Genomic DNA, 25,181 nt, shown 5'->3' on the forward strand with positions numbered 1-25,181 from the left:
TCTAAGACATGCTATTGAAAAAACTACATTTATTTATTTTAGCATTAAAATATGAATCTCTACCAGCAGAATTATTTACAGAAACTTGTATATTTCAATAAATATTATGATCATCATGTCATATGTTAAAACTAAAATCAATATGTGTTCCTCAACCAGAACCATTTTTGGTATCAATAACTCCCGAAGAAAAACTATGGATGTTACTAGTAATATCAGTTGTGGCACCATTTAGTTTAGCGGTTACTGATTGGCCAGTAGATATTGAAATTTTGCAATATGAATCTTTATTGAAAGCAAATGTTGGATAGATTTTAGTAAAGTTATCTCAATTATGAGCATAATTAGCTCAGTCTGTTAAAATATATGTGCTAGAAATATAATTATTAAGTGATAAAAATCCAGAATATGAATCAGAATATGAATAATTTATATCATTTTTATCAATATTAGTATTAGTTCATGTATTATAATAAATTTCAATTAAATTATTATTATTATCAAAAATATAATTAATTGAATTATTTTTATCTGTTATTTTTATTGGAAGATTATATATGAAATTATAAATATTATTATTACTACTAATAAAATTATTAATTTTATTAGTTAAATCTTTATTAAAACTATCTTTGATACTTGTTTGACTCATAAAGTATGTTCCTAATTTGTCAGCTATTGTTTCATCAATTTGATTATTTTTTGTTGCTTTAGCAATATAGTATAGTCCTAATGTTTCATTTAAACTATCATTATATTCTACTTTATTACCACCAGTTTGATTAGAAATACTAATATGATTAGGTAAACTACCTAATTGCACATATTGTCAATCGTTATTATCACCATCAAAATAAGTTTTATTATATTCACTTTTACTATATTCATTATCTGTATTTTTAATAGTAGTTATTTTTTTATGACTATTCATTTCTTGTTTTGTATTTTCAATATTTAATTTTTGATCACTAGGAATAGTAACATCAGGATTATAAACTACCTGTATTATCGACTAAAAATACGTCTCTTGCATTAGCAAAAGTATAATCTTTTAATGCAGATGTATCATAACTATAAAATTTATGATCAGTTGTTGATTGATTAGTTATTATGTCATTATCATTTAAGTAACCATATTTATTATTGAATAGTGAAGTTGTATTATTTACATTGTTTTTTAATGAGTTATTAATATGATTAATATTGTTATTTCCTGTTAAAACTAAGATTGTTAAACTGCTTAAAGCTATTAAAAATTGTTTCATGGATATCACCTATTTATATAAAATGAATACTATTAGTAGTATTATAGTATAATAATAGCACTTATTAATATAAAACAAAATTAAATAAATATTAAGAAATAAAGATGATTTTTATCTTATAATTTTTTAAAATGACATCCATTTGGATGTCATTTTAAAATTATTATTTATTTACTATCATTTAATCTTACTATATTTATTGTAAAAAGTATTAAACACTACCAATAAAAAGGTAAAACTTCTCAAATTAAGTAGTTTTGTAATATTTAAAATTTACATTTGTGCTGATTTACTACTAGAACTTTGATTTTCATTTGTTGTTGATTGATTTATTTTTGCTTTATTTTTTTCAAGGTCAAGAGCATTAGCAACTTTTTCTCGTCTTTCCTTTTCGTTTTTTTCTCCTCACACTTTATTTGTTTCTTTTGCTTCTTTGTTGTACTTATCTTTATCAGCTTGACTTCATTCGTTACATGATCTTCACATATTTATAATCTCCTTTATTTGTTCTTGAATATTTTTTATCATAAAAATATTCAATAAAAGTATATATAGCTAACGAAAGTAATGTTTACTCATAAATAATGTAAAATAATAATATGTAATTTAAACAATTCTTGCACTTACAAGTATAATTCAGCAATAATTAAAATAGATTAGGAAGATTAAATTATGCCAAAACCATACAGTGAGGACTTACGAAGAAAAGTAATAGAAGTTTATGAAAGTAAAAACATGAAAATTAAAGAAATTTGTAAAGTGTTCAATATCACTAGAAAGACTTTATTTTTATGAAGAAAAAGAAAGCAAAAAACCGGAAATATAAAACCAATTTTGAATTATCAAAAAGGACATAGCCACAAAATAAAGGATTTAGATGAATTAAAAAATTATTTAGCAGAAAATAAAGATGTTACAGTTCAAAAAGTAATTGAAAAATTTGGTGATATGACAAAAGAAACAGTTTATAACTATTTCAAAAAACTAAATTATACATATAAAAAAAACTTTTCTATATGAACAAAGAGATAAAAATAAACAAGAAGATTTTTTAAAAGAAATAGCGAAAATAATGAATGAAGATTTGGTATATATTGATGAATCTGGAATTGATGATAATGAATTTTATAAATATGGTTGGTCTGAAAAAGGTAAAAGATTATTTGATAATAAACCTGCATATAAAATAAAGAGAATGAGTATAATTGGTGCACTAAATAAAGGTAAATTAAAAGCTCTATGAGCATTTGAAGGACATTGCAATAGTAAAATTTTTGAATCATATGTTAAAAATATACTAATTCCAGTATTAAAGTGTGGACAAATTATAGTTTTAGATAATGCGACGTTTCATAAATCTAAAGCAACAAAACAATTAATTGAAAATGTTGGATGCAAACTATTATTTCTTCCACCATATTCTCCTAATTTAAATCCAATTGAACATTTTTGATTTGCTATAAAACATAATATAAGAAAAATATTACCAAATTATTGACCAAATATTAAAAACGCGATTGATTTTGTTTTTCAAGATATGAGTAAACATTACTTTCGTTAGCTATATTTTTAAAATAAAAATGTATAAAAAATAATAAAAAATTTCTTTTTTTTAAAAAATATTATTAAAAATTTATTACTTAATTAAATTTATATTATTAAAAATCGTTAGTTCACTAATTGATTATGTTAATAAAGGTTTTACTTTATTTCAATTATGATTTGTATTGATTGAAGATTGTTGCATTTGGTAATTTATTGAAATTTTAGTAGATGAATCAAAACTTTTAATACTTTGATTTTCAGAAATGTTATTTGAGTTTTGATTTAATATTTCATTATTTATTAAATCATTTGCTTTTTTATTTTTTCTATTATTTAATTCTTGTTTGAATAATTCATATTGTATTTCTAATCTATTTTCTAATTTATCACTTTTTAATTTTTTAATTATTGTTTCATATTCTTTTTTGTTTTTTTCTTTTTCTTGTTCATTTTCATATATTTGGTTAGAAAATCATGATTCATTTTTTTTGTTCAATTTGAAAGCATTCATGAAAAAGGCTTAAATATCAATCCAAAAATACGATTTATAATTGAGACATATTCCATAATTAAATTTAATCAATTGTCAATAATACTTTTTATAAATTTTTTAGTGTTATTAATTATAAAAGTTAATATTTTCCGAAAAAATAGTTTAAAAATAAGTTTCTATTTCGAAAATAAAAAAATGTTAATAATATTTTTATATTAACTTGATAATAATTTCAATTTTAAAAAATATATTTTTGATTTTTTTTATTTTAATGGTTTTATTTTATTAAAAATTTTACAAAGTAAGTTAAATCTTAAGTACATAAGTCTAAATTTACTTTTTCTACATTTATTTACTAAAATTTTGAATCTTTTTAATCAAGCAAAAACATGTTCAACTTTGATTCTAATTTTAGATACAATCTTATTATATTTTCTTTCTTGTTTAGTTAATTTTTTATTTTTACTTTTTTTAATTGGTATTATTGTATTTTCATAAATATTTTGTATACCTTGATATCCTAAATCACCAATAATTATTGTATTTTTAGAAAATACAAGATTTGAATTTTTTAATATTTGAAAATCATGCACTTTGCCATTATCAGCAAAAATATCAACAATATTTTTATTAAAAAAATCATATACAATTTGAAATTTTATAGAATACATTCAACTTTTACCAGAAAAATATTCTAACTGTAGTTTTTTTTAGTTGGTCTTTCAATTTCAATCTCAGTTGAATCAATTAAATAAAATTGAAATTCATTTAAATTTTCTTGTTTTTTATCATTTTTTGATTTATATTTTTCTTTTAAAAATTGATAATCTCTATCATTACTAAGTTTATTTTCAACTCAAGTAATATTTCGAAAACAGCTTGAAGGACTCATTTTATATTTAATACTCATTTGAAAAAAAGTATAATATTCTTTTCAATATTCAAGTGTCATCATCAATCTTTCTTCAACTGAAAGTTTATTTTTTCGACCTTTAGTTTTTTCTAATTTTTCTATTTCAATTAATTTTTCTAACATTTCATTAAAATGAAAATGTTTTATACCAAAATATCTATAAAATTTATCATTTTTTAATTTTTTTAAATTTTCAAAAGCCATATTTATCAACACCTTATTAATTCATTAATAAAATAAATTATAAAATTATTACTTGATTTTTCAAAAAAATAATTACGGAATATGTCTTTGGTATTTCCGAAACAATCGTAGAAATTAATTTGAAGAAAAGTCATGCAGATCTTGATATTAAAGATGGCTTTATTTTTACATTTTTTTGATTGTTTAGAAAATCTTTAATTGATATAAATTGACAATTAGTATTATTATTTATTGATGAAATGTTCTCAATTATTACTGTATCTTTTTTATATTTATTAATATTTTCATAGTTTTTTATTTGATTAATAACTTGTATATCACCATTTGTAAGTTGTTGGAAATGCATTATTTTTTCAGTAATAGAATTATCAATATGTTGAAGAGTTGTTATAAAATAAATTTTATTATTGATTGGTAAAATTTCTTCATGGATGTTTTTTATTTTTTTTAAGTCTTTATTTTTAATATTTTCAATATCTTTTTCGATTTTTAAAATTTGTTTATCAAAATTTATTTTTTTTCTTGAAGATGCAGTTTTATTTATTTTATCATTTAATTTTTCAATTTCTTTTTCTTTTTTCTTGATTTTATTTAAATTATTTATTCTATTTTTTTCAATTTCTTTTTCTTTTTTATTAATTTTATTAATAGTTTTATTAATTTCTATATTTTTATTTTCAATATCTTTATTTAATCCGACTGTCTCAGAAACGGGCAATCCTTGGCTTAATCACATTGATGGTAATTGGTGTTCTAATTGTTTTTCTTTTTTGTATATTTCTTCTTCTAATTGAATTTTTTCTTCTTCTCAAATACTTTGTCTTCTAATTTGTTCTCTTGTAATATTTTTATTTTCTTTTAGACTATTATTTTTTAGTTTTTCATTTTCTTCAATTAGTTTTCTTTTTTTTAAAATTTCTTTTTTTATATTTTCTTGTTGTTGTTCAAGTTCTTGTTTTTCTTTTTTTTGATCTTGAAGCTGATTTTTTCAAAATAAAATATCTTTATATTCATCTAAAATTGTTACAGCATTATATTTAAAATTGTCGAAGTTAATATTGTTTTCTTTTTCTTGTTTTAATGACTCGATTTTACTTTTAAGTTGCTGATTTTCTTTTGTTAGTTTTTGAATTATTGATTGTGTTTGTGATATTTCTTCTGTATTTGAAATTGAAGTTGATGCTGGTGATACATAATTTTTGAATTTTGTTCATACTGTTCATATATCATTATTTGTTTCTTGTATATTTTCACTATCTGTTGAAATAATAGAAACTGTCTCTGAATTTTCTATATGACTTTTTGATGGGTTATCATTAATTATTACATCTGTTAATTGATTATTAGTATCATTTTTTACTGAATTTAAATGTTAAGCCACCATGTCTTTCTTTTTTTCTTCCTTTTTTATTTTTAAATGTAGAATTTGATTGGTTTAAAATATCTTTAATGTCTTGCTGTGCTGTTATTTTTTGAAATATTTCTGATTTATTTTTGTCTGCCATTTTAATGCCTCCTTTTAACAAAAAATCCATTTACTTTCCTATAAAAGTAATTGGTTAAAATTTATATATACTATATAACAGTTGTATATTATCAAATTTTATGTATTTTACAATTAATTAAGTTTTTATTAAAAATAAATTTAAAGTATGTAAAATTTATATAAATAAGTTAAAGTTAATAGTAAATGATTTATTTTTTTGTTTTTTAAAATCATTGAAAAATTAGAGTTTCAAATAAATGTTCTAGCAAAAGATATAAATAAGAACGTAAATGGGACTAAAAATAAAATTAAAATTCCTCATCATTACATTTTAGAAATAACAAAAGAAAATAACTTTGAAAATAATAACAAACCAAATATTACTATTAATAAAATTAATTGTCATAAATCCTTTTTATTTATATTCTTTATTATTTTTTTAATAAACTGTTTAATTAATTTGCAATAAATTGATTGTTTGATATTAAACTAAGATTTCTTGTATAATTATAAATAAGTATTATTAGTAGGTGGTTTTTATGTTTCGACGTTTTCTATTATTCACTATAATTTTGCCAACAATAACTACTATTAGTAGTAGTATTTATGCTTGTACTTGAAATTTACAACCAACAGTTTTATTAATAACAAGTTATCAACAAGCACAAAATCAAAACATTTATGACCGACTTGTTTATCAAAAGTTACAAACTTTTTATGGTAAAGATCATGTAGTAACATTGTTTAGTTCTCAAGATGATAATTATTATGCATTAATGTTGAGAAACTTTTTATCTACATATAATATCAAAAAAGTTTATATTTTAAATCCTAGTTTTCAAAAGTATATTCCACATCATAGTGAAACTAGTAGTTATTCTACTAAAAACTTAATTAGAGTATTACAACAATTTCAGAATGTTAAATTTTATTTTTTTAATAATATTATTGCTGATACGGTTAAAGTCACTAATAATATTTATGATATTAGATATAACATTGATAACGTAACTAGTAGCCATTTAAATTATGGCAGTAAAATTGCTGAACATTTTGTTGAAAATGTTCAGGATGGAATAATAAATAAAAAATATAACTTTGATGTTGATGACAACGGTAAATTGATAGTTAGAATTGGTATTATTAATAATATTGGCATTGATTATGATCAAACTATTTTGAATCAATTTGCTGAGATAATTAATGGTATTGATAATCCAAAAATTACATATAAAATTATTTATGCTAATCCTCATGATAGTTTTGTAACAAGTAATATTTATAGTGCTGATAGTGTTGCCGGTGTTGGTCAGATTGCCCAATCATTATATGAGACACATGGTGTTAATTTTATTATTAATACTAATTATTGATATAACAGTATTATTGCCTATACTGCTAGGTTAATATCTTCACGTCCAACCTATAGTAAAACTATTAGTTTTGTTGGATCGAATATTATTAATAATAATGACTATGTTTATGATAATATTAATTATTTAGCTTTTGGTTTTATGCCTGATTTGGAAATTATTGATGAAACATTTAAAGAAGAGATTAATCCTAATTTTAAAATTATACCTAGTGCTTCAGAAAGTAAAATACAAACTTATGGTGTTAATAACATTGATTTTACTAATCAGTATCGAGATATATAATTATGGAAAAAACAATATTGAAGTTACAAAAAATTAGTAAATATTATGATACTCGTGTTATATTTGAAAATGTTAATTTAGAAATAACACAAGAAATTCATGCCATTGTTGGTAATAATAGCGTTGGTAAATCAACATTAATTAGAATGCTTGCTGGTTTTGAACAACCTTCTAAAGGAAAAATTGTTATTAATAGTTTAAGAAAAGGATGTTATTTTCCTCGTGATCCTAGTGAAATGCTTTATTTTAGAATGGCTTATGCTGGTCAAGATGATTTTTTCTTAGACAATCTTACTGTTAAACAAAATATTATACTTGGTAATGAACCAACTATTGCTAAAATTTTTCCTAATTGAAAAGAAGCTGAATTTAAAATTAATAATTTAATGGAAAAATATAAAATTAAGCTTAATTTAAATAAGAGAGTATCAACACTTGCGATTGAAGAATTAAAAAAATTATCTTTACTTCGTGCTTTATTCAAAGAACCTAAAATATTGTTGTTAGATGAACCAACTGTTGGTTTATCTGATAGTCAAAAAGTAGAGTTTTGAATGATTTTTAAAACATTTCGTAATGAAGAAATAACGGTCCTTTTCACAACTAGAGATGAAGAATTTGCTAAAATGGTTGCTAACCGAGTATCTTGAATTGAAAACTTAAATATTGGTAAAACAAAAGTAATGAAATTAGAAGAAAATACTAAATTGTTTACAACTAATTATTGAGGTAAGATTTTTAATTATAAAAAACCAAAATCGATAAATTCAGTACCAATGCTTTATATTGATAATCTTTCTTTGAATAAACCCAATATTTCAAATTTTCATAAAATTGAATTTGCAATTCGCCCTGGTGAAATATATGGTATTTATGATTATGAAAACCTTTATAGCGAGGTTTTACTTGAAAGTATAGTACGTATGATTAAAACGCAAACAGGACGCATTTTTTTTCAAGAACAAGAAGTAACTTATTTTAAACCGCAAGAAATTAGTAATTTAGGAATTGATTGAATATCTGGACATTATAGTAATACTGCTATAATTCCTGATGCCACTTTATTTGAAAATTTTACCTTTTGAAATTATAATAAAGAAAAATATGTAACTAAATCCGGAGTTGTCAAAACAGCCGTTGTTAATAAAAAGGTACGAGAAATTATTAAAAAATATCAAATATTTAACGATAATAATATTTTTATTAAAATTAATAAATTATCAAAAGGAGAAATGCAGAAATTTGTATTAGCAAGAAGTATTGAAGAGCAACCACAATTATTAATTTTATCTAATCCATTTTCTGATTTAGATGAAAATTCTTCGTTATTAATTATTAAAAAGATAATAGAGTTACGCGAAAGTGGTTCAAGTATTTTAATTATTGATACTGATCCGTACTTATTACAATTATTGTGTCAACGAGTAGCAGTTATTTATCACAAACAATTTGTTTGTAAATTGGAAAATAAAAATGTTAAAGTTGAAATAATGAACAATCCAGCACTATGGAATGATTATCCTATTACAAATGAAATAATTGTTAAAACTGATAAAATGTATCAATTGCCACAAACAAAGTGAAGTTTGAAAAAGAAAAAAATAATTAGAACAATTAATTATTTGAAAAGACCATTTGTCAAAATTACTAGTTGAATTAATAAAAAAATGGAAAATATTAGGTCAAGGTTGGGTTAAAAGATGTTGGAAAATATTAAAAAATGAAATTTTTGATTAGTGGGTGCATTATTATTACTAATAACTCTATTTTTTGTTAGTTTATTAATGTTATGTTTACAAGTTAATCCATTATCATTTTGGAAAACTATTTTTATTAATCCTTTAACTAATTTAGTAAGTTTTAGTAATTTAATTGAAACATATAGTGTATTAATATTAACAGGATTAGCAGTAGCTATTACTTTTAAGTATCGTATTTATAACTTTGGAGTTAGTGGTCAAATGTTATTTAGTGCTATGATAACATATGTATTGGCAGTAGCTATTTATAAAAGTGGTGGTTATAGTCAATGAATTACTCCTTTTCTTTTATTAATTGCAGTTTTAATTGGTGCTTTAGCTGGTTTAATTATTGCAATTTTAAAAACTTATTTTAAAATTCATGAAATTATTAGCACTATTTTATTTAATTTTATTGCTTGAGAAGGATATAAAGGTTTAATAGCCAGTAATGTTTATCATAACTTAAAAATTCCAACACAAATTACTAATCTTAGATTTTCATTAATTAGTGGACCTTTTAGCATTAGTAATTTATTTTCTGCTGGTATTATTATTGCTATTATTGTCTTATTAATCGCAATTATTATTTTTAATAATCGCACTCTTGGTTTTAAATTAAATGCAATTGCTAAAAACCCCGTTGCTGCAAAATATGCCAGATTAAATCCCCAATATCAGGGTTTAATAATTTTACCAATTTCAGGAGCGATAGCAGGAATTGCTGGTTATCTTTATTTTTTAGGAGTTAATAATAATTTACCTTCGCTTTCTGCTCCAATTCAAGAAGGATTTTATGGTGTAGTAGTAGCTGCTTTAGCGGGATATACGCCAGGAGTTATTTTATTTTCATCATTTTTTATGAGTTTATTTATTAGTCCTATTGAAAATAATGCTTTTATGTATTTGAAAAATCCAGAAATTGCAATAATAGTATTATCAATAACCATTTACATTATTGGTATTTATCCTTTTATTTGGCATTACTTAACTCATTCTATTGCTATTAAAGAATATTTGATAAGGCTAAAAAAGAAGTTAATATGAAAAAAAGAATTAATTAAGGATGAACAACAAAATGTTAAAATTGTTAATGTTGAATCAAAATCTTCAAAAATTTTTAAAAAAAATAAAATATTTAAAAGGAAAAGGAGAAAAAAATAATTATGTTACTCTCATTTTCAACAATTTTAGTTAATACATTATTATTTGCTTGTCCATTATTATTGTTATGTACAGGTGGAATTTTAAATACTAGAGCAGGAATTGTTAATTTTGGTTTTGATGGTATTATGTGTACTGGTGCTGCCACATATTGTATAATTGTTTCACAATTAAAAAATAATTTGGGTGGTGGAGTTGCAATTTTGGCATTTTTTATCACTATTATCATTGGAATTGTATTTGGCTTAATTCATAGTTTAGCAACCTTATTGTTTAGAACTAATCAATTTTTAGTATCAATGGTTATTAATTACTTTGGTTATGGATTAGCAGTAATTTTACCATTAACATTTACTGGAGAAATAAATTATTCATTAGCAAGTATTTATATTTATCAATTTTCTTGAATTGCAATTTTGGTAACCTTTTTAGCAATTTATATTTTTGCAGCTATTTTATTTTTGACTAAGCTTGGATTATACATTAGAGGAATTGGTGAGAATCCAACCGCAGTAGCTTTAAATTATATTCATGTTCGTCGTTCTCGATTTTATATTTCGCTATTTTCTAGTTCTTTAGCTTGTTTTTCAGGTGCTTTATTTGTTTATGTACTTCCAAGTACTTTTATTTATAGTAATAATTTTGCTGGTATTGGTTTTTTGGCAATTGCTTTATGAATGATGGCACACAGTAGATTTTTTTTAACTTCTATTATTTGTTTTATTTTTTCTTTTTTATATCAGTATATAAATGCTTCACAAACATTTATAGTTATTAGTAATAATATTCCAAGTTGATTATGGGGTATGTTTCCATATTTAATAGCATTAGTATCATTAATGATTTTTCGTCCTAATACAGAATTGGTAAAAAGTTGAGCGCAACCTTATGTTAAAGCAGGTAGAAAATGACAATAAAATTATATGCTAGCAATATTTTAAAACCTTTATCAAGTTTAATAAATATAATGTTTTAAATGTTTTTTAATAAATTAAGTTTTTATTTTTATTGTGTATAATAAATTTATTAAACAATGAAAAAAGGGGAAATTTAAATTATGGTAAAAAACTTAAATGACAGTTTTGAGAAATTGGCTGAACAGAACAATGAGAGTTTAGAAAAAAATATTAAAAAAATAAAAACATTTAAAAATAATGAGAAGAAAATAATTAATAAAATTTCTAATATTAACTATCAAAAAATTAATGATGATGAAGAAATAAGTTTTAAATCTAAAAAAAATAAGTGTATAGTAATGTAAATTAGATTAAAACATTTATTTTTTAAGAAAATATTTTTTATAATTTGTATAATAATTTTTAAAAAAGAAAGATTGTTAAATACTAGTATTTATTAATAAATTGATTAGTTGTTATATTAAGATCTTGGTTTTCATATTTTGTTATTTCTTCATGCAAAGATTTTGATCATTTAATGTGTGAATTTAATGGTTTTACATTTTCTAATAATATAGATTCTTTATATTCTTGATTTGTACTGCTAATACTTTCTTTTTTTTCTGCTTCTTGTTGGTAAATTTTTTTTGTTAAATCTTTTTTAGATTTGCTTTTTTGTTCTTGATTTTGGTATTTATTAATTAATAATTTTAATATTTTTCTTTTTTCTAGACTTAATGCTCCCATTTTTCTTGGACTTAATGCGGGTATTTGTTCTTTTGTGAGTGCTTCTATTTGTTGATTTGTAAGTCAACTAATTTGTTCTCTTGTCAATCCTTCTATTTGTTCTGATGTTAGTGCTTGTATTTGTTCAATTGTAAATCAACTAATTTGTAAAATAGTCAATGAGGGTATTTGCTTTGGTGTTAGTGCTTGTATTTGTTCGATTGTGAATGTTGCTATTTGTTCAGATAGAAATGCTGCTATTTGTTCTGCTGTAAATCAGGGTATTTGTTTTTTTGTAAATAAACTAATTTGTCATTCAGTCATTGCTTTAATTTGATGTGTTGTGAAAGCTTGGATTTGTGAAACTTTGAATTTCTTAGTTCATTGTGATGTAAACATTCTAATTTTATTGTAGTTAAGTGAACTTATTTGTTTGGTTGTCAAAGCTTGTACTTGTGAGATTTTTAAATAATAAATTTGTGAATTTGTAAATCATTGGATTTGTTGTGTTGTGAAAGATTGTATTTGTGAGACTGTAAATGCGGGTATTTGTTTTTCTGTTAATGCTTTATTTAGTTCTGTTTGTAACATATCATTAATACTTGAATAATCATTCTCTGCTTCTTTTAATAATCCTTCAATATTAATTGAAACTAGTTTACGTCCACCTGTTATAATAATTTTAACCAAACCATCAATATCAGAAAAAGTAAATTCTTCTTTTTTAAATTTTGTTAACTTTCCTTGAATTGCTTGTGCTTGTATTTGTTCTATTGTAAATTTTGATATTTGTTCTGCTGCAAATGATTGTATTTGTTCAATTGTGAGTGCTTGGATTTGATCATCATGAAATCATGAAATTTGAATTGGTGGTATTGCTGCTATTTGTTCTTTTGTGAAGTGTGGTATTTGCTCTGCTGTAAATGGTTGTTTTCATGTAAAATTTTTTATTTGTTTTGTTGTAAAACTTGGTATTTGTTCTTTTGTGAAGTGTGGTATTTGTTCGCTTGTAAATGCGGGTATTTGCTCAGTTGTTAGTCAAGTAATTTGTCATTCAGTCATTGCTTTAATTTGATGTGTTGTGAAAGCTTGGATTTGTGAAACTTTGAATTTCTTAGTTCATTGTGATGTAAACATTCTAATTTTATTGTAGTTAAGTGAACTTATTTGTTTGGTTGTCAAAGCTTGTACTTGTGAGATTTTTGACAATCTCCCATAATTTCACTTGCACCAGCAACAATTGTAGGTACTGCATAAGCATTATTAAAATTATTATTAATACCCATTGCTACACCACTTGATATTAAACATCCACCAGTTGCCATATTACAAATCTTTCTTATTGTTTCAAATTTATTAGGTATTAACTCCGTTAATCCATTAATAAGATTTGATATACCATAAGCATTTAAACTAATATATAGCTAACGAAAGTAATGTTTACTCATAAATAATGTAAAATAATAATATGTAATTTAAACAATTCTTGCACTTACAAGTATAATTCAGCAATAATTAAAATAGATTAGGAAGATTAAATTATGCCAAAACCATACAGTGAGGACTTACGAAGAAAAGTAATAGAAGTTTATGAAAGTAAAAACATGAAAATTAAAGAAATTTGTAAAGTGTTCAATATCACTAGAAAGACTTTATTTTTATGAAGAAAAAGAAAGCAAAAAACCGGAAATATAAAACCAATTTTGAATTATCAAAAAGGACATAGCCACAAAATAAAGGATTTAGATGAATTAAAAAATTATTTAGCAGAAAATAAAGATGTTACAGTTCAAAAAGTAATTGAAAAATTTGGTGATATGACAAAAGAAACAGTTTATAACTATTTCAAAAAACTAAATTATACATATAAAAAAAACTTTTCTATATGAACAAAGAGATAAAAATAAACAAGAAGATTTTTTAAAAGAAATAGCGAAAATAATGAATGAAGATTTGGTATATATTGATGAATCTGGAATTGATGATAATGAATTTTATAAATATGGTTGGTCTGAAAAAGGTAAAAGATTATTTGATAATAAACCTGCATATAAAATAAAGAGAATGAGTATAATTGGTGCACTAAATAAAGGTAAATTAAAAGCTCTATGAGCATTTGAAGGACATTGCAATAGTAAAATTTTTGAATCATATGTTAAAAATATACTAATTCCAGTATTAAAGTGTGGACAAATTATAGTTTTAGATAATGCGACGTTTCATAAATCTAAAGCAACAAAACAATTAATTGAAAATGTTGGATGCAAACTATTATTTCTTCCACCATATTCTCCTAATTTAAATCCAATTGAACATTTTTGATTTGCTATAAAACATAATATAAGAAAAATATTACCAAATTATTGACCAAATATTAAAAACGCGATTGATTTTGTTTTTCAAGATATGAGTAAACATTACTTTCGTTAGCTATATGTATCTCAATCCATTAATGACTGATTTTCTTGTTTATTTAATAGTAATCATGGCGGACCTTCTGTTGTAGTTGTAGTAGTTATTGGAATTGGTGTTGTTGGAATAATAGGATTAATATTATTTTCTGTTCATTTACTATAATTTGCTAAACCAATTGTTCCTAATCCTAATGCTATTTTTTTAGAACTATTAATTAATTTAGTTTTAGTATTTGGTCTTTGATTTAAATTTCAAATATCTAAACCTAATTTTTTACCAAATAATAAACTATTAATTGAACCTAATATTGGATTAGCAATTACTTGACCATAATAAGCACTTGTACCAATCATTGCACAAATAGGACTTATACCAGTTCTAATTAATTTGGTTAAAGTATAATTTGATTGTGTATTTTCGTTTGGCATTTTATTCTCCTTTATTTGTTTTTATCAGTTCTCTTATAACATCTAATAAGGAATCTACTACATAAGAATTTAATTCAAATTCATAATTTCTAATTTTAATTTTTTCCTTTTGCATTTGTTTAATCTCCTTTAATTTCTAATTTTTTAATTGTTACTTTAATTCAACCTTGATAAACATCATTATCACCAACTATTAATGCAACATTACTTTCGGGGTCAGAAACAATTATGTGTTTGGATTTAACATTTGGGTATTGTCTTAAAATAATTGCTCTAATATCATTACTTGTATGAATTGCTTTTGGAAATGGTGATAATATTTCAATTTCATCTTTATTTTCAAACAAAGTAGGTAATATTATCATTAATTATTCTCCTTATTTTTAATTTGATTAGCAATTTCAAGTTTTTCTTGTTCCAATTTATCTTTTATTATTTGATTTTTTCTAATTATTTCTTGTTCTAATGAATAAATATGTTCTGACATTTTATTTATTATTAAATTTATATAATGTATTTCTTCTTCAATATTATTAAATGCAAGAGTTCCTATTTTAATTTTTAAATTTTCTAATACTTTTTCCATATCTTTTTTTATTACTAAATCAGTCATTTGTTTTGGATTTTGATTAAAATTCATTATATTTTTTCTCCTTTTTGTAAAATATCTTTTATTATTTCTAATTCAGTCATTCTAATTTCATTTGTTTTAATAAAATTTTGCAATCTTTCAATTTCTTTTGTATATTTATTAATATTTTCTTTATGCTGCTTAATTCTGTCATTAATATATTCTAATGGTGTATTTTTAATCATTTTTTTACTCTTTTCATTTTTTAAATCATTTAACATTGATTGAACAAAATGCACGATTTTTAGGAATATTTAAAGTATTAAAAATTTGACCAGTTACAATAATTTCATCGTTTTTGTTTAATAAAATACATCGTCTATAAAATTTTGGGTTATTAAAAATTAAAGTAACATAATTTAATCCATTTCATTGACCACGAACACTATAATATAATTCCTTATTACCTTTTTCGTAATATTTTGCTTCAATAGTGTTACTCAGTTTTACTTTTAATTTGACATAATTTGCTTTATCTTTCATTTTTATAATTCCTTAAATAGTATTGAATATGCTTATAAGCATCTTGTTCATGTTTTGTTAATTTTATATTTCCTTTATAATTTTCTATTTTAGTTTTATTTTTTGGTTCACTTTCTAAATAATCTCAATTCATAACATCTTCTACTAATACCATTAATGCACCAATAATCTTAGGTGTTGCTAATGGATTAGTTAATAATTGTTTTGAGCTTAAAAAGAAATTTTCTACAATAACTAATATTTTTTGATTAATAAATTGTTTTTTAATTAATTTAAAATATTCTTTATATATATTTTTACTTTCTAAAACTGTTTTAATTTTGAATGTTTCATTAAAAGTAATATTATTAGTTTCACTTGAATATATAACCATTCCATTATTACCAATTCCAGCAGGATCAATTCCAATAATTAAGTCATATTGCATTAATTAAGTTAACCTCTAATAACCGTTTTAATAATTTCTAAATCACAATTACATCAACAATATTTACATTCTTCAATAAATTCTTTATGACCACAAACTAAATTATCTTTTTTTAAATCATCAATCAGTTTAATTAGCCCTATTTTAAATTCAATATCATCACTGTCTGGTATGCAAATCGTTCCTCTTTTAGTTAAATATTCTTTATTCATATTTATGCCTCCTACTTAACCTAATATTTAAAATACAGTCATAACAAATCGCTTTACTATTTTTATCTCTTAAAAAATATTTTCTTGTTTTTATATCATTAGTATTAAAGAATAAATAATCTAATTTATTTTGTTTACATGTTCAACAAAAATACTTTTTCATTATGAGTTGAAATTTCCTTATATGAAGTAACTATATAATTAATTGGTAAATCATCGTGTTTATATGGATTATTTATTTTAAAACTTTTTCTATTTTCTTCTCATGTAATGTTGTATTTAAAACATGGATTTGTAATATTAGTTTTGTTATCTGTTATTTCACCCATAAATCAACTATTATGCTGTTCATAAAATGTTAATGGTTCAAGTTTGATATCATTAAGATAATATTCTTTGGGTGTTTCTTGTTTATTAACAGTTATTTTTTGGTCTTTAATATATGGTTCTAATAATTTTATTAATTCATTACCACTTAATTCTCTTTTAATATTTTCTAAATTAAAAACTCAATATGTGTAACTGTTATCAACAATAAAAGAATTATTTTTAATCATTCATTTTGGAAGCGATAATTTATATTCAACATAATCAATAAGAATAGATTGTGGTTTATCTTTAACAATTTGTTCTTTTTTAAATTCTATTTGCATAATAATCCTTTCCTAATATGTTCTGTTGCTTCTAGCATAAAGAACATATATTTTGATTTTTAGATTATTAATAATACTACTATTAGTTTTATTCATTCCATGAAAACTGGGCTCAAAAATAAATTGTGAAATTTTAAAAAGAAATCGAGGCATTCGATTCAATACTTATTTAATTTGTGTTAAACAAATTAATATTTTAATTGAACCGGCACCGCTCAATTTTTTTTACAAGTTTGAAATTTATTTTCTCGCCCAAAAAAATTTTTCAAAAAAAATAAAAAATAAAACCAACACTTGCTCACTGGGGAGTGGCAAGGTTGGTTAAATAAAGAATAGAATTAATATAGTAGGTTCCCTAGTAGGTCTATATATACTAGTTTCCAATTCGCTCCCACCCCAAGAATTACCATTAAATGGTTAGTATAATTTATTAGGTATCACTCCACTTTTTATTTATTCATGCAAGTCCACATGTTCTAGCTACTATTTTTAACAACTGTGTTGTAGTTCACTTTTTTAGTTCCCTAACACGTGTTGATAATAGCGTTAAAGACGGTTATTAAAAATTTTAAAATTTTACAATTACAAAAAAAGACAAGATTATTTCTTGTCTTTTTCCTTGTTAATAATTTTTATTTTATCTTATAAAATCTATATTTTTTAAAATACGTCGAATATAAATTTAAGGGTAAAAGAGAATTTAATTTGTCTATCATCATTTTTAAATGGTAATTTCGGAAATAAGTTACTAATATGATAATTAATTATTTCGTAACTTTGACAACCGCCCATTTTTAAATAATAAATTTGTGAATTTGTAAATCATTGGATTTGTTGTGTTGTGAAAGATTGTATTTGTGAGACTGTAAATGCGGGTATTTGTTTTTCTGTTAATGCTTTATTTAGTTCTGTTTGTAACATATCATTAATACTTGAATAATCATTCTCTGCTTCTTTTAATAATCCTTCAATATTAATTGAAACTAGTTTACGTCCACCTGTTATAATAATTTTAACCAAACCATCAATATCAGAAAAAGTAAATTCTTCTTTTTTAAATTTTGTTAACTTTCCTTGAATTGCTTGTGCTTGTATTTGTTCTATTGTAAATTTTGATATTTGTTCTGGTGCAAATGATTGTATTTGTTCAATTGTGAGTGCTTGGATTTGATCATCATGAAATCATGAAATTTGAATTGGTGGTATTGCTGGTATTTGTTCGCTTGTGAGTGCTGGTATTTGTTTTTTGGTTAATGCTTTTATTTGTATTTCTGTAAATGCTGCTATTTGTTTTTTTCTAAAATAACTAATTTGTTCTTTTGTGAAGTGTGGTATTTGTGCTTCTGCAAATTCTTGTATTTGATCTTCTCTCAATGCTTTAATTTGTTGTTGTATAAATGCTGGTATTTGTTCGCTTGTGAGTGCTGGTATTTATTTTTTGGTTAATGCTTTTATTTGTATTTCTGTAAATGCTGCTATTTGTTTTTTTCTAAAATAACTAATTTGTTCTTTTGTGAAGTGTGGTATTTGTGCTTCTGTGAATTCTTGTATTTGTTCAATTGTGAGTGCTACTATTTGTGAAGCCGTAAATTCTTGTATTTGATCAATTATGAAGGCAGATATTTGTTTTGTTGTAAAATGTGGTATTTGTTCAATTGTGAGTGCGGGTATTTGTATTTTTGTGAATGCTTTCATTTGATTTTCTGTGAGTGCTTGTATTTGTTTTTCTGTTAGTGCGGGTATTTGTTCTATTGTGAATGCGGGTATTTGTATTTTTGTCAAATATGGTATTTGTTCAAATGTAAAACAAGTAATTTGTCAGTTTGTGAAGTGTGGTATTTGCTTGATTGTGAGTGCTTGTATTTGTTCAATTGTAAGTGCATATATTTTTTTTGAAATAATTAGTGCTGAGATTTGTTTTGTTGTGAAATATGGTATTTGTTGGCTTGTGAATGCGGGTATTTGTTCTGTAGTAAGTGCTTGTATTTGTTCGATTGTGAATGTTGCTATTTGTTCAGATAGAAATGCTGCTATTTGTTCTGCTGTAAATCAGGGTATTTGTTTTTTTGTAAATAAACTAATTTGTCATTCAGTCATTGCTTTAATTTGATGTGTTGTGAATGCGGGTATTTGTTCGCTTGTGAGTGCTTGTATTTGTTCTTTTGTAAATATTTCTATTTGTTCTATTGTGAATGCGGGTACTTGTTTTTTTGTCAATGATTGAATTTGTAATTTTGTCAATATTTGGATTTGTTCAATGGTGAATCAAGTAATTTGTCATTCTGTAAATGCTTGTATTTGTCTTGGTGTTAAAATTACTATTTCTTCAGTTGTCAATCTCTGTACTTCTTTTTTTGTGAGTATTTGAATTTCATGTGTAGTTAATTTATTTATATTTTGTAGATTTATATCTTTTTTTTCTTCATTTATTTTAATAAATAGTACTTCTCTTTTCATTTTATTTATGAAATGTGGTTTATATGTATTTATTGATTTATTAAATAAAACCTTTGATAATTCTTGTGATTTTAGAAAATTTTGATATATTTCTTCAAGTTTGTTTTTATGTTCTTGGATAGGATTTGTTCAATTATTAATTTCTATAATGGTGTTTAATGAACTATTATTAATAGATTTTGTTAGTTCGTTTGAAAAATTAAGTAAAATTTTCATTTTTTTATTTTTCCTTTCAATGGTATCAATTAAAACATAAAAACTCATTTACTTTAAATTAAGCAATGAGTTAAAAAACTTTTATAATTTGTTTAATAATTATTATTATATGTGTTAATTATATTTGAGTTTAAAGAAAATACAACGAAAATGATATTTTAAGCATTTTAAATTATTTAATTAATAATTAATTAAAAATAACATTAAATTTTGAAGGATAGTAGTTATGTGATAAAATTTCAAGCATATACTAAAAAAACATTATAATTAAATATAAAATTATAATTAAATTATATTTAATTATTTAAAGCATTATATTTATAGTCTACTTTAAATAAAGTATTTTATTAAAAGATTGATTTAGGAGTAAGCAATGAATAAAGATTGAACTATAGGTTTAACTAATTTAACTTTAACACCAATAATGGAACAACAATTAAGTCGGTATTATAAAATTTTAATTGCTGAAAATAAAAAATATAACTTAACAACAATTATTGAAGAAGTAGAAGTTTATTATAAACATTTCTATGATGCTCTTTTAATTAGTAATAACATCACTTTGGATGATCAAAATATTTGTGATGTTGGTAGTGGTGCTGGTATACCAGGAATAATTTTAAAAATTTGTTTTCCCAAATTACAATTAACCATTATTGAATCAAATACAAAGAAATGTCAATTTCTAAAAACAGTAATTACTGAATTAAACTTAGAAAACGTTTATATAATTAATCAAAGAGCAGAAGCATTTGCTCATCAATATCGTGAAACATTTGATATTGTAACAGCAAGAGCATTAGCACCGCTAAATATTTTAAGTGAATTATGTTTAGGATTAGTAAAAGTTGAAGGATTATTTATTGCCTATAAGGGTCTTAAAGTTGAAGAAGAACTTGCGTTGGCACAAAATAGTATTAACACAATGGGTGCAAGGTTAATTAATCAATTTACTGTTCAATTACCAAACAACTATGGTCAAAGAACAATCCTTCATTTTCAAAAATATAAATTATGTGCTTTAAAATATCCAAGACCTTATCAACAAATTAAAAGTAAACCTTTGTAAATAATATTAATTAAAATTAGTGTTAAACTTAATTAGTAGGATAAAATATTAGTCTATTAATTTAGAAAGGTAATTATTATGGGCAAAATTATTGCAATTGCTAATCAAAAAGGTGGAGTTGGAAAAACAACTACTGCTACTAATCTTGCTGCAGGTTTAGGTATAAAAAATAAAAAAGTGTTACTTATTGATTTGGATCCACAAGGTAGTGCTACTATTTCAATGGGTTTTGCTGCTGATAAAGTTGAACAAGATATATATGATGTTTTAGTACATGATGTTCCATTGGAAAAAGTCATTAAAACTGAAGTTTGTCAAGGAGTAGATTTATTACCATCGACCATTTCTTTGGCGGGAGCCGAAATATTTTTATTAGAGCAATCTCGTAATAAAAGAAATATTTTATTAGAAAAATTAGAACCCGTAAAGGAAGTATATGATTTTATTATTATTGACTGTCCGCCTAGTTTAGGATTAGTTAATCGTAATGCTTTAGCTTCAGCTAATTCAGTTATTATTCCGTTACAAGCTGAGTTTTATGCATTAGGTGGTTTGGTACAATTATTATCTACTATTCGTTTAGTACAACAATTATTTAATCCCAATTTAGAAATTGAAGGCATTTTATTAACTATGGTTAATATTAGAACAACTTCTTCTGTTGAAGTTATCAAAGAAATTCAAAAAAATTTTAGAGAAAAAGTTTATAAAAATTATATTCCAAGAAATGTAACCCTAAGTGAAGCACCAAGTCATGGTAAAAATATTTTTAGTTATCGGCCACGTTGCAGTGGTGCTATTGCTTATCAAAGTTTAGTGAACGAGGTGTTAAATAATGTCTAATGATAAAAAAAATCGTATTTCTGCTAAAGGTTTAGCATCAATTTTTGGTGAAGGTTTAAATGATTTGATAACTAACATTGAAAGTTCACCAGAAATTGCTAAAACTTTTTCACAAACTATTTCTCTTGCTAAAATTATTCCTAATCCATATCAACCACGTGTAGTATTTAATGAACAAGAAATTAAAGAACTAAGTGATTCAATTAAAATTCATGGTTTAATTCAACCAATTATTGTTAAAAAAACGATAACAGATGGTGTTTTTCAATTAGTTGCTGGTGAACGTAGAACTAAAGCTGCAAAATTAGCAGGTTTAACAGAGATCTCTGCAGTAACTATTGAAGTAACAGATCAACAATTAATGGAATTTGCTTTGATTGAAAATATTCAACGTGTTGATTTGAATGCTTTTGAAGAAGCACAGGCATATCAAACTTTAATTAGTAAAATGAAATGAACTCAAGAACAACTCTCACAAAAAGTTAATAAATCACGTAGTCACATTGCTAATACTTTACGAATTTTGCAATTGCCAGTAGAGATTTTACAAATGCTTCAACGCAATGAATTAACAATGGGTCATGTTAAACCATTATTAAGTTTAGGTACTAATCTTAATTTAATGGTAACTATTGCTAAAAGGGCATATAGTGAACAATGAAGTGTTCGTAAGGTTGAAGATGTTATTAAGATGCAACAATTAAGTTTAAATCAAAAACAAAATGTTAATAAAAAGTCAGATCTTCATTTAGTAGCATTAGAAAATACTTTATCAAGAACTTTAGATACTAAAGTAAAAATCAATAAAAAACAACTAATCATCAATTATAGTAATCACAAAGAATTAAATCGAATTTTAGAATTTTTAAAATTAATATAAATTTAAAATGAGTATAAATGTTTTAAAGCATTTATACTCATTTTTTATTTTGTAAATTTATTTTATGTTATTTCTCTAAAAGGAAATATTAATCCTGAATTAGTATAGATAATTAAGTTTGTAATAAAAACAAATAAGATAGACAAACCAATTGCAATTTTACTTATACCTAGTATGATTAATAATTTTTTTGATATATCATGAGGATAAGTTAAAAGTTTCTTTTCCATATTTTCCTCCTAAAAGTTATATTTATTTTTAAGCCTTACTTATTTATAATTATATACTATTGTAAAAGTTTTTATCATTATATTTGATGTTATAATGTTATTTAAAAAACATTGAAAGGAAAATTAAATATGCCAGAAAAAGATAAGAATACGTTATTTAAACGTATTATTTTTAGAAAATATAAAGATGAAATTAATTGAGTAAAAATGATTAATTATTTGTTTAAAGAAAGAAATATTTTTGAAGAAGATGTAGCAATTTTAACCGAGTTATTTAATGAAAAAAATAATGATTGATTAAAAAAGTTTAATATTTCTGAGGAAGATGCAGTAATTTTAACTAAATTATTTAATCAAAAAATTAATAATTGATTAGAAAAAGAACAAATTTCTGAAGACAATGTATTGGATTTAACTGATTTGTTTAATGAAAAAATGAATATAAATGATGAAACTACTAAACTTATTGAAATTGCTAAGTTACTTAAAAAGGTAGAAGATTTAAATAGGATACATGAAATATTAGATGAACTTCCTCCACGTTATTTTTCTGTTGATAACTGAGAAGATACTGATGAAGAAGATATTAAAAATGAAAGTAAAATAATGATTGCAGAAAATAGCAGTTTAAATAAAGAAGAAACTGTATCTATTTCTAATAGTCAAAAAGCATTTTCTAAACAAGATATTATCGATAGTGGTATATGCTTAGATGATAGTTTATTTACTTCTGAATTAGTGAGATCATTTACTGTTATTTAATTGTAATAGTATTAATATAAATAAATTAAAAAAATTAATTATACTAAAATTAGTAATTAAATTAAATATTAAAGATATTGAAATAGTTTTTAATTGTATTTTTTTTAAAAATATGTATAATCCTAAATATTAAAAGTTAATTTCTTTTAATATTATTTAATTTTAAAAAGTTATAACATACCACCTTGGTTAAGTATCATTTTTCACCGCAAGTGTAAAGTTTGATACTTTTTTTATTTTCTATGATAAGATATATAAAGATTTATATTTATTTATAAATCATTCAAATTTTATTTTTATAGAAATTTCAGCCAAGGAATGTTTATAAATGGATATTTCATATAATTTTTATGTTAAAAAGATTTTTTATGCTTGTTATGTTAAAAATGTTGTTTTGCCTATTGATATTTTGAAAAATGAAAGAAATAAATTAGGTGTAAAAAATATTGGTAATATTACTAAGTTAAGAAATAATAATGTTCGTACTAAATGCAAATTAGTTCAAAAAGCATTACATAATTTTTATAATGCAAGAATTTTAAGTTTTTTAACTTTAACTTATCATAAAAATGAAACTGATATTAAAAAAGCAAAACATGATTTACAATTATTCTTTAAACGTTTAAAGCGTTGATGAAATGACCCTAAACGTTCTAAACATTTAGGTGAATTAAGATATTTTTATGTTTATGAATATCAAAAACGTGGTGCAGTTCATTTTCATATATTATTTAATCGTAAAATACCTTATAGTATGATAACTAAATGATGACCACACGTTGGTAATAATAAAGGTATTGATTTAAAAGTTGTACATAAAGGAACAAATGAATTTGTAGTTAAGTATTTAAGTAAATATGTAACAAAAGTACAAGAAAATATTAAATCTTTAAATCAAAAAGATGTTGGTATTCAAGCATATTCTTTTAGTAGAAATTGTAAAAATCCGCTTGTAGTTCGTGGTACTAAAACTTTAAGTTTACAAGAATTAGTACAAGCATGTGAAAAAGCAAAAGAATTTTATTTATTTAAAACTAAACCGAATGAACAAGGTGTTACTCATTTAATTGGTGGAAGTTATGATTATGTTGCTGTTAGTGATTATTTTAAACATTTTCAATATTATGTTAGTTTAGAAAGTTTGCGATTTAGGTATTGATTAAAAATTAAATTTAATAAAAATGAAGTTTTAGATTTTCTTTATAAAGTTTTTGATAAAACTAAAATTGAAAAAATATTTTTAAAAAATCGTGTTTTACATTAATTTTAAATTTTTTCAAGTAATATATATATACTATATTTGTATTTTTTTGTTGTTTTGCTATACTTAATTTATAGTAAGTATTTTTTATTTTTCTTGGCTGGAATTAAAGAATGCTTACTTTT

General features: G+C 22.9%; 36 protein-coding genes. 15 read left to right on the top strand and 21 right to left on the bottom strand.

Annotated features, from left to right (window positions below; translation table 4 throughout):
* Nucleotide 1: 1 nt before the first annotated feature.
* The 3 genes from AACK96_RS00600 to AACK96_RS00610 form a co-directional block, all read right to left on the bottom strand.
* Nucleotides 2-931, bottom strand: a complete 930-nt coding sequence (locus AACK96_RS00600) for a hypothetical protein (protein WP_338974471.1) — start codon at nucleotides 929-931, stop codon at nucleotides 2-4.
* A gap of 58 nt (nucleotides 932-989) precedes the next feature.
* Entirely contained in the window at nucleotides 990-1,265 is a 276-nt protein-coding gene (locus tag AACK96_RS00605) for a hypothetical protein (RefSeq protein ID WP_338974473.1), read from the bottom strand.
* A gap of 273 nt (nucleotides 1,266-1,538) precedes the next feature.
* Nucleotides 1,539-1,751, bottom strand: coding sequence for a hypothetical protein (locus AACK96_RS00610; RefSeq protein ID WP_338974475.1), 213 nt, complete (start codon nucleotides 1,749-1,751; stop codon nucleotides 1,539-1,541).
* A 186-nt stretch (nucleotides 1,752-1,937) separates the two neighbouring features.
* On the opposite strand from AACK96_RS00610, the gene AACK96_RS00615 reads away from it, so the two are divergent.
* Complete coding sequence (locus tag AACK96_RS00615; protein ID WP_338973555.1) at nucleotides 1,938-2,297, top strand: helix-turn-helix domain-containing protein; 360 nt, start codon at nucleotides 1,938-1,940, stop codon at nucleotides 2,295-2,297.
* 28 nt (nucleotides 2,298-2,325) lie between these two features.
* On the top strand, nucleotides 2,326-2,826 hold the full coding sequence (locus tag AACK96_RS00620; RefSeq protein ID WP_338975131.1) for an IS630 family transposase: 501 nt from the start codon (nucleotides 2,326-2,328) through the stop codon (nucleotides 2,824-2,826).
* 123 nt (nucleotides 2,827-2,949) lie between these two features.
* Here AACK96_RS00620 and AACK96_RS00625 read toward each other — a convergent pair whose 3' ends face one another.
* From AACK96_RS00625 to AACK96_RS00640, 4 genes are all read right to left on the bottom strand, one after another.
* Entirely contained in the window at nucleotides 2,950-3,321 is a 372-nt protein-coding gene (locus tag AACK96_RS00625; RefSeq protein ID WP_338974477.1) for a hypothetical protein, read from the bottom strand.
* Nucleotides 3,322-3,566: 245 nt separating this feature from the next.
* Nucleotides 3,567-3,974 (bottom strand): transposase family protein, encoded by a 408-nt coding sequence (locus AACK96_RS00630; RefSeq protein ID WP_338973314.1) that lies wholly within the window; start codon nucleotides 3,972-3,974, stop codon nucleotides 3,567-3,569.
* 23 nt (nucleotides 3,975-3,997) lie between these two features.
* Complete coding sequence (locus AACK96_RS00635) at nucleotides 3,998-4,420, bottom strand: transposase family protein (RefSeq protein WP_338973316.1); 423 nt, start codon at nucleotides 4,418-4,420, stop codon at nucleotides 3,998-4,000.
* Between the two features lie 37 nt (nucleotides 4,421-4,457).
* A complete protein-coding gene (locus AACK96_RS00640) occupies nucleotides 4,458-5,156 on the bottom strand; it encodes a hypothetical protein (RefSeq protein WP_338974479.1) in 699 nt (232 codons plus the stop codon).
* A gap of 322 nt (nucleotides 5,157-5,478) precedes the next feature.
* On the opposite strand from AACK96_RS00640, the gene AACK96_RS00645 reads away from it, so the two are divergent.
* Complete coding sequence (locus tag AACK96_RS00645) at nucleotides 5,479-5,616, top strand: hypothetical protein (RefSeq protein ID WP_338974480.1); 138 nt, start codon at nucleotides 5,479-5,481, stop codon at nucleotides 5,614-5,616.
* Between the two features lie 147 nt (nucleotides 5,617-5,763).
* Here AACK96_RS00645 and AACK96_RS00650 read toward each other — a convergent pair whose 3' ends face one another.
* Nucleotides 5,764-5,925, bottom strand: coding sequence for a hypothetical protein (locus AACK96_RS00650; protein ID WP_338974482.1), 162 nt, complete (start codon nucleotides 5,923-5,925; stop codon nucleotides 5,764-5,766).
* 520 nt (nucleotides 5,926-6,445) lie between these two features.
* Here AACK96_RS00650 and AACK96_RS00655 point away from each other — a divergent pair.
* The 5 genes from AACK96_RS00655 (at nucleotide 6,446) to AACK96_RS00675 (ending at nucleotide 11,728) form a co-directional block, all read left to right on the top strand.
* Complete coding sequence (locus AACK96_RS00655) at nucleotides 6,446-7,564, top strand: hypothetical protein (RefSeq protein ID WP_338974483.1); 1,119 nt, start codon at nucleotides 6,446-6,448, stop codon at nucleotides 7,562-7,564.
* 2 nt (nucleotides 7,565-7,566) lie between these two features.
* On the top strand, nucleotides 7,567-9,261 hold the full coding sequence (locus AACK96_RS00660) for an ATP-binding cassette domain-containing protein (RefSeq protein ID WP_338974485.1): 1,695 nt from the start codon (nucleotides 7,567-7,569) through the stop codon (nucleotides 9,259-9,261).
* A gap of 3 nt (nucleotides 9,262-9,264) precedes the next feature.
* Nucleotides 9,265-10,467, top strand: coding sequence for an ABC transporter permease (locus AACK96_RS00665; RefSeq protein WP_338974486.1), 1,203 nt, complete (start codon nucleotides 9,265-9,267; stop codon nucleotides 10,465-10,467).
* A 2-nt stretch (nucleotides 10,468-10,469) separates the two neighbouring features.
* Nucleotides 10,470-11,384 (top strand): ABC transporter permease subunit, encoded by a 915-nt coding sequence (locus AACK96_RS00670; protein ID WP_338974487.1) that lies wholly within the window; start codon nucleotides 10,470-10,472, stop codon nucleotides 11,382-11,384.
* A 140-nt stretch (nucleotides 11,385-11,524) separates the two neighbouring features.
* Entirely contained in the window at nucleotides 11,525-11,728 is a 204-nt protein-coding gene (locus tag AACK96_RS00675) for a hypothetical protein (RefSeq protein WP_338961729.1), read from the top strand.
* An 82-nt stretch (nucleotides 11,729-11,810) separates the two neighbouring features.
* Here the strand turns inward: AACK96_RS00675 and AACK96_RS00680 are convergent, their stop codons facing one another.
* A complete protein-coding gene (locus AACK96_RS00680) occupies nucleotides 11,811-13,298 on the bottom strand; it encodes a YbaB/EbfC family nucleoid-associated protein (protein WP_338974489.1) in 1,488 nt (495 codons plus the stop codon).
* Entirely contained in the window at nucleotides 13,253-13,414 is a 162-nt protein-coding gene (locus tag AACK96_RS00685) for a hypothetical protein (protein WP_338974491.1), read from the bottom strand. Before AACK96_RS00685 ends, AACK96_RS00680 begins: the two co-directional genes overlap by 46 nt.
* 216 nt (nucleotides 13,415-13,630) lie before the next feature.
* Here AACK96_RS00685 and AACK96_RS00690 point away from each other — a divergent pair, with 216 nt between their 5' ends.
* Both AACK96_RS00690 and AACK96_RS00695 read left to right on the top strand, forming a co-directional pair.
* Nucleotides 13,631-13,990, top strand: coding sequence for a helix-turn-helix domain-containing protein (locus AACK96_RS00690; protein ID WP_338973555.1), 360 nt, complete (start codon nucleotides 13,631-13,633; stop codon nucleotides 13,988-13,990).
* A 28-nt stretch (nucleotides 13,991-14,018) separates the two neighbouring features.
* A complete protein-coding gene (locus AACK96_RS00695) occupies nucleotides 14,019-14,519 on the top strand; it encodes an IS630 family transposase (protein ID WP_338975131.1) in 501 nt (166 codons plus the stop codon).
* Here AACK96_RS00695 and AACK96_RS00700 read toward each other — a convergent pair.
* The 10 genes from AACK96_RS00700 to AACK96_RS00745 form a co-directional block, all read right to left on the bottom strand.
* Nucleotides 14,516-14,932 carry a hypothetical protein gene (locus AACK96_RS00700; RefSeq protein WP_338974493.1) on the bottom strand — a complete coding sequence of 139 codons (417 nt, stop codon included), beginning with the start codon at nucleotides 14,930-14,932 and terminating at the stop codon, nucleotides 14,516-14,518. The two genes, AACK96_RS00695 and AACK96_RS00700, sit on opposite strands and share 4 nt — an antisense overlap.
* A gap of 119 nt (nucleotides 14,933-15,051) precedes the next feature.
* A complete protein-coding gene (locus tag AACK96_RS00705) occupies nucleotides 15,052-15,297 on the bottom strand; it encodes a hypothetical protein (protein WP_338973650.1) in 246 nt (81 codons plus the stop codon).
* Nucleotides 15,297-15,572, bottom strand: a complete 276-nt coding sequence (locus AACK96_RS00710; RefSeq protein ID WP_338973652.1) for a hypothetical protein — start codon at nucleotides 15,570-15,572, stop codon at nucleotides 15,297-15,299. Before AACK96_RS00710 ends, AACK96_RS00705 begins: the two co-directional genes overlap by 1 nt.
* Entirely contained in the window at nucleotides 15,572-15,784 is a 213-nt protein-coding gene (locus AACK96_RS00715) for a hypothetical protein (RefSeq protein ID WP_338973522.1), read from the bottom strand. The genes AACK96_RS00710 and AACK96_RS00715 overlap by 1 nt, the downstream gene beginning before the upstream one ends.
* On the bottom strand, nucleotides 15,753-16,046 hold the full coding sequence (locus AACK96_RS00720) for a hypothetical protein (RefSeq protein ID WP_338973423.1): 294 nt from the start codon (nucleotides 16,044-16,046) through the stop codon (nucleotides 15,753-15,755). The genes AACK96_RS00715 and AACK96_RS00720 overlap by 32 nt, the downstream gene beginning before the upstream one ends.
* Complete coding sequence (locus AACK96_RS00725) at nucleotides 16,036-16,473, bottom strand: hypothetical protein (protein WP_338973653.1); 438 nt, start codon at nucleotides 16,471-16,473, stop codon at nucleotides 16,036-16,038. The genes AACK96_RS00720 and AACK96_RS00725 overlap by 11 nt, the downstream gene beginning before the upstream one ends.
* An 8-nt stretch (nucleotides 16,474-16,481) precedes the next feature.
* Nucleotides 16,482-16,685, bottom strand: coding sequence for a hypothetical protein (locus AACK96_RS00730; protein ID WP_338973654.1), 204 nt, complete (start codon nucleotides 16,683-16,685; stop codon nucleotides 16,482-16,484).
* A gap of 134 nt (nucleotides 16,686-16,819) precedes the next feature.
* Nucleotides 16,820-17,338 carry a hypothetical protein gene (locus AACK96_RS00735; RefSeq protein ID WP_338973655.1) on the bottom strand — a complete coding sequence of 173 codons (519 nt, stop codon included), beginning with the start codon at nucleotides 17,336-17,338 and terminating at the stop codon, nucleotides 16,820-16,822.
* Nucleotides 17,339-17,998: 660 nt separating this feature from the next.
* Nucleotides 17,999-18,712: a YbaB/EbfC family nucleoid-associated protein gene (locus AACK96_RS00740; protein ID WP_338974494.1), complete on the bottom strand. Its 714-nt coding sequence runs from the start codon at nucleotides 18,710-18,712 to the stop codon at nucleotides 17,999-18,001.
* A 57-nt stretch (nucleotides 18,713-18,769) separates the two neighbouring features.
* Nucleotides 18,770-20,011 (bottom strand): hypothetical protein, encoded by a 1,242-nt coding sequence (locus tag AACK96_RS00745; protein WP_338974496.1) that lies wholly within the window; start codon nucleotides 20,009-20,011, stop codon nucleotides 18,770-18,772.
* Nucleotides 20,012-20,384: 373 nt separating this feature from the next.
* Here AACK96_RS00745 and rsmG point away from each other — a divergent pair, with 373 nt between their 5' ends.
* From rsmG to AACK96_RS00760, 3 genes are all read left to right on the top strand, one after another.
* Nucleotides 20,385-21,080, top strand: a complete 696-nt coding sequence (gene rsmG / locus AACK96_RS00750; RefSeq protein WP_338974498.1) for a 16S rRNA (guanine(527)-N(7))-methyltransferase RsmG — start codon at nucleotides 20,385-20,387, stop codon at nucleotides 21,078-21,080.
* A 78-nt stretch (nucleotides 21,081-21,158) separates the two neighbouring features.
* Nucleotides 21,159-21,923, top strand: coding sequence for a ParA family protein (locus AACK96_RS00755; protein WP_174480209.1), 765 nt, complete (start codon nucleotides 21,159-21,161; stop codon nucleotides 21,921-21,923).
* Nucleotides 21,916-22,803 (top strand): ParB/RepB/Spo0J family partition protein, encoded by an 888-nt coding sequence (locus AACK96_RS00760; protein WP_174480208.1) that lies wholly within the window; start codon nucleotides 21,916-21,918, stop codon nucleotides 22,801-22,803. Before AACK96_RS00755 ends, AACK96_RS00760 begins: the two co-directional genes overlap by 8 nt.
* A gap of 62 nt (nucleotides 22,804-22,865) precedes the next feature.
* Here the strand turns inward: AACK96_RS00760 and AACK96_RS00765 are convergent, their stop codons facing one another.
* Nucleotides 22,866-23,033 carry a hypothetical protein gene (locus AACK96_RS00765; protein ID WP_281749041.1) on the bottom strand — a complete coding sequence of 56 codons (168 nt, stop codon included), beginning with the start codon at nucleotides 23,031-23,033 and terminating at the stop codon, nucleotides 22,866-22,868.
* Nucleotides 23,034-23,162: 129 nt separating this feature from the next.
* Between AACK96_RS00765 and AACK96_RS00770 the strand changes: the two genes are divergently transcribed.
* Both AACK96_RS00770 and AACK96_RS00775 read left to right on the top strand, forming a co-directional pair.
* Nucleotides 23,163-23,795, top strand: coding sequence for a hypothetical protein (locus AACK96_RS00770; RefSeq protein ID WP_338974502.1), 633 nt, complete (start codon nucleotides 23,163-23,165; stop codon nucleotides 23,793-23,795).
* A 328-nt stretch (nucleotides 23,796-24,123) separates the two neighbouring features.
* Nucleotides 24,124-25,059 (top strand): rolling circle replication-associated protein, encoded by a 936-nt coding sequence (locus AACK96_RS00775; RefSeq protein ID WP_338974503.1) that lies wholly within the window; start codon nucleotides 24,124-24,126, stop codon nucleotides 25,057-25,059.
* The last annotated feature ends 122 nt before the right edge of the window (nucleotides 25,060-25,181 follow it).

Origin of the sequence: Spiroplasma endosymbiont of Tricholauxania praeusta (assembly GCF_964019535.1) — a bacterium.
GTDB lineage: Bacteria > Bacillota_I > Bacilli_A > Mycoplasmatales > VBWQ01 > Spiroplasma_E > Spiroplasma_E ixodetis_A.